At 70.6% G+C, this 15,453-nt stretch carries 12 protein-coding genes and 1 pseudogene; 4 read left to right on the top strand and 9 right to left on the bottom strand.

Annotated elements, in window-relative coordinates; all coding sequences use genetic code 11:
* Nucleotides 1–111: 111 nt before the first annotated feature.
* The 4 genes from infB to rimP all read right to left on the bottom strand — a co-directional run bounded on the left by infB (nucleotide 112) and on the right by rimP (nucleotide 5,220).
* Nucleotides 112–3,081 carry a translation initiation factor IF-2 gene (infB, locus tag O7632_RS23950; RefSeq protein WP_278117414.1) on the bottom strand — a complete coding sequence of 990 codons (2,970 nt, stop codon included), beginning with the start codon at nucleotides 3,079–3,081 and terminating at the stop codon, nucleotides 112–114.
* A gap of 93 nt (nucleotides 3,082–3,174) precedes the next feature.
* Nucleotides 3,175–3,567: a YlxR family protein gene (locus tag O7632_RS32305; RefSeq protein WP_347403594.1), complete on the bottom strand. Its 393-nt coding sequence runs from the start codon at nucleotides 3,565–3,567 to the stop codon at nucleotides 3,175–3,177.
* The gene (gene nusA, locus O7632_RS23960) at nucleotides 3,518–4,555 is read right to left on the bottom strand and encodes a transcription termination factor NusA (RefSeq protein WP_278117416.1); all 1,038 of its coding nucleotides are present in this window, start codon (nucleotides 4,553–4,555) and stop codon (nucleotides 3,518–3,520) included. The genes O7632_RS32305 and nusA overlap by 50 nt, the downstream gene beginning before the upstream one ends.
* Entirely contained in the window at nucleotides 4,552–5,220 is a 669-nt protein-coding gene (rimP, locus tag O7632_RS23965; protein ID WP_278117418.1) for a ribosome maturation factor RimP, read from the bottom strand. Before rimP ends, nusA begins: the two co-directional genes overlap by 4 nt.
* 292 nt (nucleotides 5,221–5,512) lie before the next feature.
* On the opposite strand from rimP, the gene O7632_RS23970 reads away from it, so the two are divergent.
* Both O7632_RS23970 and O7632_RS23975 read left to right on the top strand, forming a co-directional pair.
* The gene (locus tag O7632_RS23970; RefSeq protein ID WP_278117419.1) at nucleotides 5,513–6,115 is read left to right on the top strand and encodes a hypothetical protein; all 603 of its coding nucleotides are present in this window, start codon (nucleotides 5,513–5,515) and stop codon (nucleotides 6,113–6,115) included.
* 64 nt (nucleotides 6,116–6,179) lie between these two features.
* Nucleotides 6,180–6,596 (top strand): ferritin-like domain-containing protein, encoded by a 417-nt coding sequence (locus tag O7632_RS23975; protein WP_278117421.1) that lies wholly within the window; start codon nucleotides 6,180–6,182, stop codon nucleotides 6,594–6,596.
* A gap of 45 nt (nucleotides 6,597–6,641) precedes the next feature.
* Here O7632_RS23975 and O7632_RS23980 read toward each other — a convergent pair.
* Both O7632_RS23980 and map read right to left on the bottom strand, forming a co-directional pair.
* Nucleotides 6,642–6,776: pseudogene (locus tag O7632_RS23980) on the bottom strand (hypothetical protein); the annotation flags it as partial.
* 37 nt (nucleotides 6,777–6,813) lie between these two features.
* A complete protein-coding gene (gene map / locus O7632_RS23985; RefSeq protein ID WP_278117423.1) occupies nucleotides 6,814–7,674 on the bottom strand; it encodes a type I methionyl aminopeptidase in 861 nt (286 codons plus the stop codon).
* Nucleotides 7,675–7,744: 70 nt separating this feature from the next.
* On the opposite strand from map, the gene O7632_RS23990 reads away from it, so the two are divergent.
* Nucleotides 7,745–8,095: an STAS domain-containing protein gene (locus tag O7632_RS23990; protein WP_278117425.1), complete on the top strand. Its 351-nt coding sequence runs from the start codon at nucleotides 7,745–7,747 to the stop codon at nucleotides 8,093–8,095.
* Nucleotides 8,096–8,153: 58 nt separating this feature from the next.
* Here the strand turns inward: O7632_RS23990 and O7632_RS23995 are convergent, their stop codons facing one another.
* Nucleotides 8,154–11,954 (bottom strand): SpoIIE family protein phosphatase, encoded by a 3,801-nt coding sequence (locus O7632_RS23995; RefSeq protein WP_347403595.1) that lies wholly within the window; start codon nucleotides 11,952–11,954, stop codon nucleotides 8,154–8,156.
* A gap of 381 nt (nucleotides 11,955–12,335) precedes the next feature.
* On the opposite strand from O7632_RS23995, the gene O7632_RS24000 reads away from it, so the two are divergent.
* Nucleotides 12,336–12,878: a DUF309 domain-containing protein gene (locus O7632_RS24000; protein ID WP_278117427.1), complete on the top strand. Its 543-nt coding sequence runs from the start codon at nucleotides 12,336–12,338 to the stop codon at nucleotides 12,876–12,878.
* Here the strand turns inward: O7632_RS24000 and O7632_RS24005 are convergent.
* Nucleotides 12,799–15,006, bottom strand: a complete 2,208-nt coding sequence (locus O7632_RS24005; protein WP_278117429.1) for an EAL domain-containing protein — start codon at nucleotides 15,004–15,006, stop codon at nucleotides 12,799–12,801. The two genes, O7632_RS24000 and O7632_RS24005, sit on opposite strands and share 80 nt — an antisense overlap.
* 17 nt (nucleotides 15,007–15,023) lie before the next feature.
* Nucleotides 15,024–15,263: a hypothetical protein gene (locus tag O7632_RS24010; RefSeq protein ID WP_278117431.1), complete on the bottom strand. Its 240-nt coding sequence runs from the start codon at nucleotides 15,261–15,263 to the stop codon at nucleotides 15,024–15,026.
* Nucleotides 15,264–15,453: the final 190 nt, after the last annotated feature.

Consider the following 15,453-nt stretch of genomic DNA (forward strand, 5'->3'; position numbering starts at 1 on the left):
GCTCCGCAGGATACGCGGTGGATGGAGTCCGACCGTCGACAGACCGGTGGGATCGCGTCCGGCGTCGTGCCGGACGCGATCCCACCGGGGTCGCCGCTGACGATCAGCGAATCAGGTGCGAGCCTTCTCGCGCATCTCGAAGGTCTCGATGACGTCGCCGACCTGGATGTTGTTGTAGTTGCCCAAGGTCAGACCACATTCGAAGCCCTCACGGACCTCGGTCGCGTCGTCCTTGAACCGCTTGAGGGAGCTGATGGTGATGTTGTCCGCCACCACCGCCCCGTCACGCAGCAACCGGGCCTTGGCGTTGCGGCGGATGACACCGGACCGGACCATGCAACCGGCGATGTTGCCGATCTTGGACGAACGGAACACGTCGCGGATCTCCGCGGTGCCCAGCTCGACCTCCTCGAACTCCGGCTTGAGCAGGCCCTTGAGTGCCGCGTCGATCTCCTCGATGGCCTGGTAGATGACCGTGTAGTACCGGATCTCCACGCCTTCGCGGTCGGCGATCTCCCGGACCTTGTTGGAGGCCCGGACGTTGAAGCCGATGATCGTCGCCGCCTCGGCCGAGGCGCTCGCCAACATCACGTTGCTTTCGGTGATCGCACCCACACCCCGGTCGAGGATCTTCAGCTGCACCTCTTCCGGGATGTCGAGCTTGAACAGGGCGTCCTCGAGTGCCTCGACCGAACCGGAGACATCGCCCTTGAGGATCAGGTTGAGCGAGGTCTTCTCGCCCTCCTTGATCTGCTCCATCAGCGTCTCCAGGGTGGCCCGGCCGCGCGAGTTGGCGAAGCTCGCCGCGCGGCGGCGGGCCTGCCGCTGCTCGGCGATCTGCCGCACCGTACGGTCGTCCTGCGCGGCGAGGAACGTGTCGCCCGCGCTGGGCACCGCCGTCAGGCCGAGCACCAGCACCGGACGCGCCGGCCCCGCTTCGGGGACCTGGTTGCCGTTCTCGTCGAGCATCGCCCGGACCCGGCCGTGTGCCCCACCAGCGACGATCGAGTCACCGGTACGCAAGGTGCCCTTCTGCACCAGCACCGTCGCCACCGCGCCACGGCCCTTGTCCAGGTGCGCCTCGATGGCGATACCCTGCGCCGGGCCGTCGGTCGGCGCGGTCAGCTCGAGCGTCGCGTCAGCGGTCAACAGCACCGCCTCCAGCAACTCGTCGATGCCGATCCCGGGCTTGGCCGCCACGTTGACGAACATGGTGTCGCCGCCGTACTCCTCGGCGACGAGACCGTACTCGGTCAGCTGCTGGCGTACCTTGTCCGGGTTTGCCTCTGGCTTGTCGACCTTGTTGACCGCGACCACGATCGGCACCTCGGCCGCCTTGGCGTGGTTGAGCGCCTCGATGGTCTGCGGCATGACGCCGTCGTCGGCCGCCACCACCAGGACCACGATGTCGGTGACCTGGGCACCACGGGCACGCATGGCGGTGAACGCCTCGTGACCCGGGGTGTCGATGAAGGTCAACGCGCGGTCGGCCCCGTCGTGTGGTACGTGCACCTGATAGGCACCGATGTGCTGGGTGATCCCGCCGGCCTCCCCCTCGACCAGGTTGGTCTTGCGGATGGCATCGAGAAGCTTGGTCTTACCGTGGTCGACGTGACCCATCACGGTCACCACCGGCGGCCGGGTGACCAGCCGCTCGGAGTCGACCTCCGCGTCCAGATCGATGTTGAACTGGGCCAGCAGCTCCCGGTCCTCGTCCTCGGGACTGACGATCTGTACGTCGAACCCGAGGTGCTCGCCCAGCAACTGCAGGGTCTCGTCGGAGCAGGACTGCGTCGCGGTGACCATCTCGCCCAGGTTGAACATCTCCTGGACCAACGAACCCGGGTTCGCGTTGATCTTGTCGGCGAAGTCCGACAACGACGCTCCGCGCGACAACCGCACCACCTGACCCTGACCACGTGGCGCGCCAGAACTCATGGTCGGGGCGGAGAGGTTGTCGAATTCCTGTCTGCGCTGCTTCTTGGACTTGCGGCCTCGGGTCGGCCGGCCACCGGGACGCCCGAAGGCTCCGGCGGCACCGCCCCCTCGACCACGACCACCGGCACCTGGCCGGCCACCGCCGCCACCGGCCGGGGCACCGGGACGGAATCCACCGCCGCCGCCACCGCCACCGGGACCGCCACGGAAACCACCGCCGCCGCCACCGCCACCGGGACCGCCACGGAAACCACCGCCGCCGCCACCGCCACCGGGACCGCCACGGAAACCACCGCCGCCGCCACCGCCACCGGGACCGCCACGACCGCCACCGGGACCGCCGGGACGACCCGCACCGGGACCGCCGGGACGACCCGGACGCTGCGCGGGCATCGACGCCGGGCTGGGACGCGGCGGCATCGACGCCGGGCTGGGACGCGGCGGCATCGACGCCGGATTGGGGCGTGGACCACCACCGCTGGCCGCTGGCCGCTGACTACCACCAGGAGTGATACCGAACGGGTTGTTGCCGCCACTGCGTGCCGGAGGCCGCCCGCCGGGCCGCCCCGACTGTGGGGTCGGCGCCCCTGGCCCGCCCGGACGACCAGACGCTCGACCAGCTGCCGCGCTACCCGGACGCGGCGGGACCGCGCCGGGACCGGGCTTGGGCCGTGGCGTGCCGTCGGTCGGGGGTTCGCGACGAGTGGTGTCACGCTGCTTGGCAGCCTGCTGGGCGGCCTTGACGTTGGCTTCCTGCTCCGCCTTGAGCGCGGCTGCCCGCGCCTCGGCGGCAGCCACCTCGATGTCGTGCGCGCTCGCCGGTTTGGCCACTGGTGCCGAAGGCTGCGGCGGGCCGGGCACCGGGCCCTTGGGCCGCATCGGCGGAGCGGCCGGCCGACGCGGCGGCGCGGGTTTGGCGGAGATCCTCGGCTCGGCAGGGCCGGCCGACGACGGTGCTGATGGCGCGGCCGGCGCCTGGGCGGACGCGGCGAATGCGCCGCGCAACCGTCGAGCGACCGGTGCTTCCACCGTGCTCGACGCGGACTTCACGAACTCGCCCATCTCCTTGAGCTTGGCGAGTACGGTCTTGCTTTCGACCCCGAGCTCTTTGGCTAGCTCGTGTACGCGGGCCTTGCCTGCCACTGCACTCCTCACTCCGAGGTCGTGCGGGCAGCACCCGCAGCGACCTCACTCGTGCACTTGAAGCCTGATCATTGCTGGGACTTCATCGTGTGCTCATGTCGGTCGTCCTACCTTGCTGTGCGACCCTCGTCCGGCCGGATGACCGGACGTAGCGGTTGACGCGCGAATGTACTCAGCCAGCTCACCGGCGTCTACGAGCCCGGTGACCCGCAGTGCGCGCCCGAAGGCGCGGCGCCGCAGTGCCAGCTCGAGACACGCCGGTTCGAGATGCAGATGCGCACCCCGTCCCGGCAGACCACGGACTGGGTCAGGTCGCAGGCGTAACGCATCGTCGCCCGCGATCACGACGGTCCGCAGCAAGTCGTGAACCGGTGCGCGTCGTCGGCAGCCCACACAGGTGCGCTCCGGCGACGCGCGTCGTACCACGAAAGAAAGTCTACCCCGACGCGCCCGAGACCGCGCCGCCCGGTTCGGGCGCGGGATCACGACCAGCCACGCCGACCTCCGTATCGGGACGGATGTCGATCCGCCACCCGGTCAACCGCGCAGCCAAGCGGGCATTCTGCCCTTCTCTCCCAATAGCCAGCGAAAGCTGAAAATCGGGAACAGTCACCCGGGCGGTACGGGTTGCCGCGTCGACCACCTCGACCCGCAGCGCCTTCGCCGGGGACAACGCGTTGCCCACGAAGGTCGCCGGGTCCTCGGACCAGTCGATGATGTCGATCTTCTCGCCGTGCAACTCGCTCATCACCGCTCGGACCCGCTGTCCCATCGGACCGATGCAGGCACCCTTGGCGTTGACTCCGGGAGTGGTCGACCGCACGGCGATCTTGGTGCGATGGCCCGCTTCCCGGGCGATGGCGGCGATCTCCACGGTGCCGTCGGCGATCTCCGGGACCTCCAGAGCGAAGAGCTTCTTCACCAGATTGGGGTGCGAGCGGGAGAGCGTGATCTGCGGGCCACGGAACCCCTTGGCCACATGCACCACCACGCACCGGATCCGCTGACCGTGCGGGTACGTTTCGCCCGGCACCTTCTCCGCCGCCGGCAGCACGGCCTCGACCTTGCCCAGATCGATCGTGACGATGCCCTTCTCCACACGCGCCTCGTGCGCCTGGATCACGCCGGTGACCAAGTCGCCGTCGCGGCCGGCGTACTCGCCGAAGTGCACCTCGTCGGTCGCCTCCCGCAACCGTTGCAGAATCACCTGCTTGGCGGTCATCGCGGCGATCCGACCGAAGTCGTGCGGAGTGTCGTCCCACTCCCGCAGCACGGCCCCGTCACTGTCGAGTTCCTGGGCGTACACCAGCGCCATGCCGCTGCGGCGGTCGATCTCCACCCGGGCATGCGTCTGCGCGCCTTCGGTGTGCCGGTAGGCGGTCAGCAACGCGGCCTCGATCGCCGCGAGAATCGTGTCGAACGGGATCTCCCGCTCGCGCTCCAGTGCGCGTAGCGCCGCGAGGTCGATGTTCACCTCTCCTCGTCCTCCACTTCGTCGTCATGATCGGGACCATCGTCAGCCTCTGGGCTGTCGAACTCCGTCAGATCGTCGTCGTCGATCTCGTCGAGGCGATTGAACTCCACCTGGACCCGACCGGCACCCACCTCGTCGTACCCCCACCGTCGCACGGTGCCGTCCACGTCGAGCCGCACGGACTCGTCGTCGGCGGCGACGATCCGCCCGGTCACCGACCGCTGGGCCACGGTCACCCGGACCAGCCGGCCGACGTTACGTCGCCAGTGCCGGGGCAACCGCAGCGGACGGTCCACCCCGGGGGAGCTGACCTCCAACTGGTACTCACCAGTTATCAACTCGGCGCCGCTGACGGATTCCGCCTCGTCGAGCGCGGCCGAAATCGACCGGGACACCTGCGCGACGGCGTCCAGCCCGACACCACCATCGGCGTCGACGATCACCCGGACCACGTACCGACGACCGGCCCGAGAAACGGAAACGTCCTCCAGATCGAATCCCACGGCCCCGACGACCGGCTCGATCACGGCCTTCAGCCGGTCTCGACGCGCTCCGGCGTCCAGCCGCGGCGGGGCGCTCCCCTCAGCCCGGGGCCGGACCGCGGCTGAGGGGCGGCGGGAGCGGGATCCCGGTGACCTGCCACCAGCGCGGTCACGCTGCGTCATCTCCGCACCCTTTCCCGGTCATCACGATCAGACACCACCGTCACCAACGGCGGTAGCACCGCCGGGCGCGACTCGCCCACGGCTGGGCAGAGCCTAACGCGCAGCTGAGCCGATCGGCCTACCGGCGCACCGACGATCCGCGCCAGCGCCGAGCGCGGTGAGGGTACGGCGCACTTCAGCATCCTCGATGGCACCCACAGCCACGGGTTCTGCCTTTCGGCGACATCAAGATCACTCAACGTGTCAGCCAGTCGCGCCACGCCGACGACCGCGGATGGTGTTGACTAGCCCGGTGTTCAGCTCCAACCACCATCGGTCCGCCACCGGGCCGCCCGCCGCAGGCACACCGGACAGCGCCATGCACGCCGCACCGACCACGGCACCGGGCTGGACCCGACGAGGGCTGGGACGACTCGCGGCCGGGGCGCTGTTCGCGGTCGCCGTACCGGCCGGGCTCTCCGCGTGCGACCTGTTCGGTGCCGACCCGGAACCGACACCCGAACCAGACCCGCTGGCCGGACTGCTCGCCGACACCATCGCCCTGGCCGACCAGTACGACGCCGCCATCGCGGCCTTTCCGGAACTGTCCGCGACAGTGCTGACCGTCGCCGCGACCCACCGCGCGCACGCGCGGGAACTCGCCCGGGTCACCGACATCCCGCTGCCGGACCCGTCCGGATCGGCGACCGCCGCCGCGCCCGGACCGTCGACCACCACCCAGGCCGCACCCAGTCCACCGGTCGACCTCGCGGCGACCCGGTCGGCGCTGCGAACCAGCGAGGAACAGGCCGGCACGGCCGCGGCGGCCGCCTGCCGTACCGCGCCGGCCGACCGCGCCGCGATGCTGGGCTCGATCACTGCGGCCCGCGCCTGCCACCTGGAGTTGCTGCGGTGACCGGACGACCAGCCACGCCACGACGACCAGCCCCCGGCCGACGCGGACGAAGGGAGACCAGGCGGTGACCGATGAATGGGGCGCGGCGTTGACCGCGGAGTACACGGCGATCTTCGCCTACGGCATCGTCGGCGCACAGCTCAGTGGTGCAGCGGCCGACCAGGCCAGGGCGGCCGAAGCCGCGCACCGGGCCCGCCGGGACGAACTGATTCTCCGAAACGCCGGATCGAGCCCGACGCCGATCGAGCCGGCCTACCAGACACCGTTCCCGGTCACCGACCGCGACAGCGCGATCCGACTCGCGGCCGAGGTAGAGGAGCGCACCGCCGCGATCTGGCGCGCGGTGTTACCGGTCAGCACCGGGGCCGAACGGGAACAGGCGCTCGCCGCCCTGGTCGAGTACGCCGTCCAGGCCACCCGCTGGCGTCAGGCCGCCGGGATCGACCCGGCCGTACCGACCTGGCCGGGACGGCCGAGCTGAGCGCCCCCGCCCCGGTCTGCGTCCCGTGAGCGACGGACTTCCTGGTCAGAAGGCCCCGATCCCGCCACCGATCAGCCGCCCGACCAGGTACGTCGCGGCTGCCCCCGCCGGGCCGAGCAGGAATTGCCGCAGACCGCTTCGCCACCACCGGCGGCGAGTGAAGCGGGCCACCAACGCGCCCACGGAGAACCATGTCCCTGCTTCAGCAGGGGAGATGTCAAGGCAGGGTCAGGATCTCGAAGCCGTCCTCGGTGACCACGATCGTGTGCTCGAACTGGGCGGTCCAGCGCCGGTCCTTGGTCACCACCGTCCAGCCGTCGCTCCAGAGGTCGTACTCGTGGGTGCCGAGGGTGATCATCGGCTCGATCGTGAATGTCATCCCCGGCTCCATGACGTCGGTGGGCCGTGGGCTGTCGTAGTGCGGGACGTAGAGCCCGCTGTGGAAGGCCTCGCCGATGCCGTGCCCCGTGAAGTCACGCACCACGCCGTAGCCGAACCGCCGGGCGTACGACTCGATGACTCGTCCGATCACGTTGATCTGGCGGCCGGGAGCGACCGCCCGGATCCCACGCATCATCGCCTCGTGGGTGCGCTCGACGAGCAACCGCGCTTCCTCGGAGACCTCGCCGACGCAGAACGTCGCGTCGGTGTCGCCGTGGACGCCGCCGAGGTAGGCGGTGACATCGACGTTGATGATGTCACCGTCGATCAGCACGGTGGAATCCGGTATTCCGTGACAGATGACCTCGTTCAGGCTGGTACAGCAGGATTTGGGGAACCCTTTGTAACCCAGTGTCGACGGATAGGCGTCGTGATCGCAGAGAAAGTCGTGCACCACCCGGTCGATCTCGTCGGTGGTCACGCCCGGCTTGCAATACTCACCGGCCAGGCGTACGGCCTGCGCCGCGATCCGCCCGGCGATCCGCATGCGTTCGATAGTCTCCGCGGACTGGATGTGCGAACCCCGCCATTGCCGGGGCTGCTTCTTCCCGACGTATTCCGGGCGGACGATGTGCGGCGGAACCGGCCGCCACGCGGACAGCACGCCGGGAGTCAGAGGGGCGCGGACGGTGGTCATGTTCTCCAGCCTATCGCCGACGCCGGTCCGCCGACCGCCCCGCCACCGACCGCACCGGATGCTCCGATTCTTGCCGGATCCGCACGGTTGTGCGATCTTCTACTGCGTGGATCACGAGGGCTCGGAGCCTGTCTTCTCCGCCACCGCCGACCTGGCCGGCACCCGGCTGACGGTCACCGTCCGCGGTGAGGTGGACATGTCCACCGCCGAGACGATGTTCCAGACGGCGGCTCGCGCCGACGCGACAGAGGTGACCCTCGATCTGCGGCAGGTGTCCTTCTTCGACTCGGCCGCCATCCACGCGTTGATCCGGCTCACCGACCGGTTCCCGGACCAGCTGACGGTACTCCCCTCACGGCAGGTTCGCCGGATCCTCGACATTTCCGGACTCGGCGAGCAGCCCTGGCTCCAGCGGGCGTGATCGGTCGACCGACGGCTCGGCCGCCCGGCGTGACCTCGGCCGCCCGGCGTGACCGTGGTCAACGTGACGTCGATCGCTGGGCCAGCCGCCGACGCAGGGTGACCCGGCTGCCCTGTGCGTCCCGGTCGATGCGCAACTCCGCCAGTGCTTCGATCAGCGCGAGCCCTCGACCGCGAAAGCCCGCGTCGGTGGCCGTACGCCAGCCGCCGCTGTCGCGTACCGTCGCAGTGAGTTCGTCGCCGTCGATACCAACTTCGACCCAGATGTCCGTCTCGGTCGGGGTCACCGGATGTTCGATCGCGTTGGCCGCCGCCTCCGAGATCGCCACGGTCAGGTCGAACTGGTCGTTGTCGGCGATGCCGTGTGCCGTGAAGAAGTCCTCCAGCCGGCGGCGCAACAGGGCCAGCTTCGTCGCCTCGGCCGGCAGCCGCAGCGTCAGCCGGTCGAGATCGGTCGCTTCGAGCAGCAACACCGCGATGTCGTCACGCCTCGGTCGGCGGGCGACCCGGAGCAGCAGCCGGTCCGCCAGGTCCTCCACGTGCTCCCCGCCGGCCAGCGCGTCCGCGCGCACCTGGTCCAGGCCGATGTCGATCCCCTGGCTGCGGTCCTCGACCAGTCCGTCGGTGTAGCACAGCAGGCGGGTTCCGACCGTCAGGCGGTCGGTGACGGTGGGATAGGTGCTGCCGGCGATCGCACCGATCGGCGGACCGAGTGCTCGGCTGTGCAGCGGTTCGGCACGGTCACCGTGCACCACGACCGGTGGCGGGTGACCGGCGCTGGCGTACCGCAACTCACCGGTCGGCGGATCGAACCACAGGCAGATGACGGTCGCCAGCGAACGCTGACTCGTCGAGGTCACCAGCCGGTTGAGCCGGGTCAGCGCTTCTCCCGGGGCGAACCCTTCCAGCAGGTACGCGCGCAGCGCGTTACGGAGCTGACCCATGGTCGCGGCCGCCGGCACGCCCTTGCCGACCACGTCCCCGATCACCGCGACGAGCTGGCCGTCGCCGACCTCCACGACGTCGTACCAGTCCCCGCCGACGTCGGCCTCGGCGTTGCCCGGCAGGTACCGGCTGGCGAGCATGACGCCGGGCAGTCGGGGCAGGGTCTGCGGCAGGAGGCTGTGTTGCAGGGTGGTGGCGATCCGATGCTCGGCCTCGTACAGTCGGGCGTTGCCCAACCGCAGACCGACCATCCGCGAGAATTCGGCGAGCGCGGCTTCGTCGATGTCCGTGGCGACCCCGTCGTAGGGCCAGATCAGCAGTTCCCCGAGTCGTTCACCGGTGGCTCCGATGAACGGCACGGTGATGCCTGGTTCGGCGGACGGTTGACCGCCGCCGTCCGCCTCGTGTCGGGCCCCGGGGGCGGTCGCCACCACCCGCGCGGCCCGGACCAACCGCTGGACATGGTCCACCGCCACCCGTACCACCTCGCGGGTGGTCTGGGCGGTGTTGACCGCCACGGCGGCGTCGGCGAGGGCGCGCAGTTGCCGGATGATCCGGCCCCGGAGCTGGCCGAGCTCCACGTTGGCGCGGACCCGGGCCACCAGCTCCTGCGCCGCGAACGGCTTCACCAGGTAGTCGTCGGCACCGGCGGCGAGACCCTCGACCGCCGATTCGGGCCCGGCGCGGGCGGACAGCACCACGATCGGTACGTGCCGGGTCCGTGCGTCGGCCCGCAACGCGGCCACCAGGCCGAAGCCGTCGAGGTTCGGCATCATCACGTCAGTGAGGATCAGGTCATAGGTGGTACGGATGGCGAGTTCGAGCGCGGCGGCACCGTCCGCAGCGGTCACCACCTGCCAGTACGGGGCGAGCAGCCGGCTGACGTGGTCCCGCAGATCGGCGTTGTCGTCGACGACCAGGACCCGGCCGGGCGGCTGATCCGTCCCGTCCGGTGACCGGAGTGCGTCGTTTCCCGCCCGGTCGGTGCGGACCGGGGTCGCCGCCGAGGTGCGCAGGGCAGGAGTCCCGGCGGTGGGGGTGCCGGCCGTCCATCGTTCGGTCTCGGCGAGATGCAGCCGGGCGGGGTCGCCGGGTACCGCCGGTCGGCCGCTGCGTCTCGTCGAACCGGGCGGAAGATGGGCGATGCCGGTCGGAACGCTGACGGTGAAGACGCTGCCGTGGCCGACTTCGCTGCGTACGGCGACCGATCCGCCGTGCAGCTGCGCCAACTCGCGGACGAGCGCCAGTCCGATCCCCGTACCCTCGTGGCTGCGCGATCGAATGCCGGCCACCCGGTGGAACCGCTCGAACAGGTGCGGTAGATCGCCGGGCGGGATGCCGACGCCGGTGTCAGCGACGGTCAGCTCTACGGCGTCGGCGTGCTGCCGTAGACGCACCGTGATGGCTCCGTCGAAGGTGAACTTGAGCGCGTTGGAGAGCAGGTTGAGGACGATCTTCTCCCACAGGTCGGGATCGACGTACACCTCGACCGACTGCGGCGGGCAGTCCACCACCAGGTCCAGGCCGGCCCGCTGCGCGGCCGAACGGAAGGTGCTGGCCAACCGGTTGGTGTAGTCGGCCAGGTCGACGGGTTGGAACGCCGCCCGCGCCCGCCCGGATTCCAGCCGGGAGAAGTCCAGCACCGTGTTGACCAGTTTGAGCAGCCGCAGCGCGTTGCGGTGCATCATCGCGGTCTGGTCGCGACGCTCCGCTGGCAGATCAGGGTCCGCGAGTTGGTCTTCGATCGGTCCCAGTAGCAGGGTCAGCGGCGTGCGGAACTCGTGGCTGACGTTGGCGAAGAAGTCGGTCTTGGTTTGATCGATCGCCGCCAGCTCGGCCGCCCGGGCACGTTCGTGCTGGTAGGCCCGTTGGCTGGTCACCGCGTTGGCGATCTGCGCGACAAGGAGGTCGAAGAAGTCGCGGTAGTCGGTGGTGAAGGGTAGATGGCGGCTCAGTCCGACCACCAGGGCACCGACCGGATCGTTGACCACGTAGATCGGGAGCACGAGTACGTCCTCGGCGGCGTTCGCGGGCGGATCGGCGACGAAGTCGCCGATCCGCCCGGTCTGCGGGGCGCCCTGCCCGAGGGCGCCCCGCAGCGCTGTCGCGGCGCGGCCCGACTCGGCGTGGTGCGTGTCGATCCCGGCCGGCGGTCGGGCCGGGTGCAGCGGCGCGGAGATCGCTTCGGCGGCGACGCCACTGAACCCGACCAGCCGCGCCGAGTCGGCCTCCGCACCGAGGTAGAGCAGGGAGAACGGGACGTCCTGTCGACAGGTGTCCAGGACCTCGGCCACCACGCGGTGCAGCTCCGCCTGGCTCTGCAGGTTGGACAACTGGGTGCCCAGCTCGGCCAGAGTCCGCATCCGGCGGCCACCCACCACCCGACCGGTGGTCTCGCTGACGATGCAGAAGACACCGCCGACAGCGCCGTCGCCCGTACGCAGTGGGTCGTAGGAGACGTCGAAGTAGGTCTCCTCCAGGAAGCCGTGCCGCTCCAGCATGAAGGGATGGTCGGTGCCCCGGTAGGCCGTGCCGTCGCGGAGTACCCCGGCGAACAACGGTTCGAGGACGTCCCAGAGCTCGGACCAGTGGTCGGCGGCGGGCTCACCGAGCGCGGCGGGGTGTTTCGCGCCGATCGTGGGGAGATAGGCGTCGTTGTAGAAGGCGCGAAGCTCGGGCCCCCAGTAGAGCACGATCTGCGCCTGGGAGGCGAGCATCATCGCTACAGCCTGGCAGAGGCTGGCCGGCCAGGTCTGTGGCGGACCGAGCGGGCTGGCGCTCCAGTCGTGGTCGCGAATCCTGGCCCCCATGTCGCCACCGTGGGCAAACGCGGCGGCGAGCGCGGGTGGGATCACAGGATGGGTCATCGGCGCCAGCCCGGTGGAGGAATCCTCCGTCCGATCGCCGTCTGCCATCACTCGACCACCTTCAGTGTTGGGATCGTCGCGCATCCCACCGGCCCGGATACGCTCGGTGAGCCGGGCCCTGATCGACTCACTGGGCGTGGACCGCCTCCTACCCCGCTCGCCCCCGAACGTAACGCGTCCGGGTCACGACCCGTCGGCGGGCCACCGGGGTCGATGACGGCGGGCCGTCACCATCTCCAGCACACCGTCCGATCCGGCAGCCCTCCGGCCACGGTGCGAGGTGCCCTGAAGCTGATGATCCGGCTCGGTGGCCCTGCACGGCACGGGTGGTCCTCGACCGGCGCTGGGGTACCGTGCTGCCGGTGGACATCGTCGACGCCGGCGCCGAACGGATTCCCGGACTGCCGCTGACCGAGAACGCCTGACGCGGTGACCGCCAGCCACTCCCGGGACCGAGACTCGGCCGGACGTCCCCGCAACGCCCGGCCCCGCGACGAGCTGGGCCGGCCGCTGCCGCATGGCGTACCCGGCGTGCCGACCACGCCGGACGACCTCGTGCTCACCCCCGACGCCGCGCTGGACACCGCGCAACGGCTACTCGACGCCGGTCGACCGTTCCACGCTCACGAAATACTCGAAGGCGCGTGGAAGGCGGCCCCGGAGGCGGAGCGGGAACTGTGGCGCGGCCTGGCGCAGATGGCGGTCGGGCTGACCCACGCCCACCGGGGCAACCACCTCGGCGCGGCACGGCTGCTGACCCGGGCCGCCGACCGGATCGCGGCCTACGCCGACCAGAGCCCGTACGGGGTCGCGGTCACGGCTCTGACCTCGTTCTGCCGGCAGTCGGCCGGTCGACTCGACAGGCTGAGGTCCGGCGAGCCGATGCCCGCTGTCACCGCGCCCCGGCTGCGGGACCGTCCGGACCCGCCGAGCCGTCAGGAACCACCGGGCCCGCCGCCAGCAACGCGGTGATCTCCGCCGGCGGCACCGGGCCGCCGAAGTACCGGCCCTGCGCCTGGTCGCAGCCGAGCGCCACCAACCGGGTCGCCTGCTGGCGGGTCTCCACCGCCTCTGCGGTCACGGTCAGGTCGAGCGCGTGGGCCAGCCGGACCAACGCGTCGACGATCCGCTCGTCGCGGTCTCCGTCCGGTCCGGCGGCCCGCATCCCCTCCACGAAGGGACCGGCGAGCTTCAACACATGGATGGGCAGGCGGCGCAGATAGGCCAGATTCGAGTAGCCGGTACCGAAATCGTCGATCGCCAGCCGGACACCGAGACCCGCCAGCCGCCGCAGCGCCCGCAGCGGCTCGCCACCGGGCGCCATCAGCGCGCTTTCGGTCAGTTCCAGTTGCAGCAGGTCGGCCGGGAGCCCGGTCCGGGTCAGCACCCCGGCGACCGTGCCGACGATCTGGGGATCGCTGACCTGCCGGGCCGACAGGTTGACGCTGACCGCGATCGGCTGGCGGGGGAAGTTCACCCGCCAGTCGTTGGCCTGCCGGCAGGAGCGCTCCAGCACCCAACGGCCCAGTCTGACGATCAGCCCGGTTTCCTCGGCGAGCCCGATGAACCGATCGGGGCCGAGTCGGCCGAGTTCGGGATGCTGCCACCGGACGAGCGCCTCGACCGCCGTGATCGTTCCGTCCGGCAACCGCGTGATCGGCTGGTACTCGACGACGAACTCACCCCGGTCGAGGGCCGCCGGCAGCGCCGCGGCCAGCGCGGACCGGGTGACGTGGTGTGCGGCGCGGACCGGATCGAACAACGCCCACCGGCCACGGCCCTCGGCCTTGGCCCAGTACAGGGTGGTGTCGGCGGCTTTCATCACCTCGGTAGGTGTGTTGCCCGCCGCCGGCGACATGACGACCCCGACGCTGGCCGAGACAGTCAGCTGATGATCACCGATGTGAATCGGAGCTCCGACCGCGGTGAGCGCCGTCTGCGCGACAGCGGTCACCTGCGGCGTGCCGGCGCACCTGTCCACCAGGATCACGAACTCGTCACCGCCCATCCGGGCGACCAGGTGCCCCGGGCCGGCGACACAGTCGGCCAGCCGCCGGGCCACCACCGTCAGCAGCTGGTCCCCGACGTCATGGCCGAGCCCGTCGTTGATCGACTTGAATCCGTCGAGGTCGAGGAAGCAGAGTCCGATCCGCCGGTCCGGCTCGTCCGGTGCGGCCAGGGCCCGGGACAGCCGATCGAAGAACAGGGTCCGGTTGGGCAGCCCGGTCAGTGGATCGTGCTCGGCCTGGAAACGTAGCCGCTCCTGCATCTCGTACCGGTCGGTGATGTCTTCCACCATCGCCACGGTGAACCTCGGCCGGCCGTCGTCGTGGCGGATCAACGACACGGCCAGGTCGGTCCAGACCGAGGAACCGTCCCGGCGGAAGTAGCGGTTCTCCATCCGTACGCTGTCGTGCTTGCCCTTGATCAGCTCGCTGTAGAGCTGCCGCGTCCCTGAGGCGTCGTCGGGATGGAACAGTGCCCCGACGTCGACGTCGCGCAGCTCGTCGACGGAGTAGCCGAGCAGGTCGGCGAAGGCCTGGTTGACCTCGATCATCCGGCCGTCGAGGTCGGCGATGCCGATGCCCAGCGCGGCACCGGTGAAGACCGCCCGGAACCGGGCCTCGCTGTCGCGCAGCGCCTGTTCCGCGGCGTCGCGTGCCGTCCACGCCGCCCGGCGGATACTGGACTGCTGATCGAAGGTGCGGTGCCGCAACGCGCGCGAGAAGCCCTCGGCCAGGGCGCCCTGCAGGTGACTGATCCGTTCCCGGGCAGACGGCGAATCGACCAGGTCGGGCAGAACCAGCGGCAGGAATCGCTCGCTGAGCGCCCGGACCGACCAGTCGAGGACCGCCGGATCGGTCAGGTGTCCCTCGACCAGCCCTCGACCGACGTCGCGGCCGATCTGGTCGCTGAACGATGGTGCCCGGACCGCCGCAGCCAGCCGTTGCGTGTGCCGGTACAGGACGTCCGTGGTCTCAGCGACACTCGGCCGCAGGTAGCCGAGGCGCGCTGCCGCCGCCGCCCAGTCCCGGGCGAAACGACCGGCGCCGTCGAGGCCGCTGCTGTCAGGACCGGCACCACCGCCGGCGTCTGCCACGTCGGACGGCGGCATCGTCAGCCCGGACGGGTGTCGTGGCGGGCGGCTTCACCGAGGCGTGCCGACCGGTCGTCGACGTCGCCGAGGCCGTCGGGCCGGCACAGTGGATCCCCCGGGCCGACCGGCCGCCACAGTGACAGGTGGACGATGCCTGGGCCGAGGAGGGTGGCGTCGTCGGGCATCGCGGTCACTTCTGCCCGCGACCGGAGGCTGATCAGGTCGGCCCCGACCGGGACCTCGCTGGCCTGCTCCGTCATGCGACCTCAGCTTCCTCGCGCGGCGGATCTCCGCGCGGCCCGCCCCGCACGGCACGCCCCCTCACAACGTGCGGGCTCATGGTAACGCCATGGCGGTGGAATGTGCATCGTTGGCAGATTCACGACAATGTCAGTCACCCGCCCGACGGCATCCGGCGAACCCCGGTCACCACGATGCCTCCAGCGCCGG

Source organism: Solwaraspora sp. WMMD406 (genome assembly GCF_029626025.1).
Lineage (GTDB): Bacteria > Actinomycetota > Actinomycetes > Mycobacteriales > Micromonosporaceae > Micromonospora_E.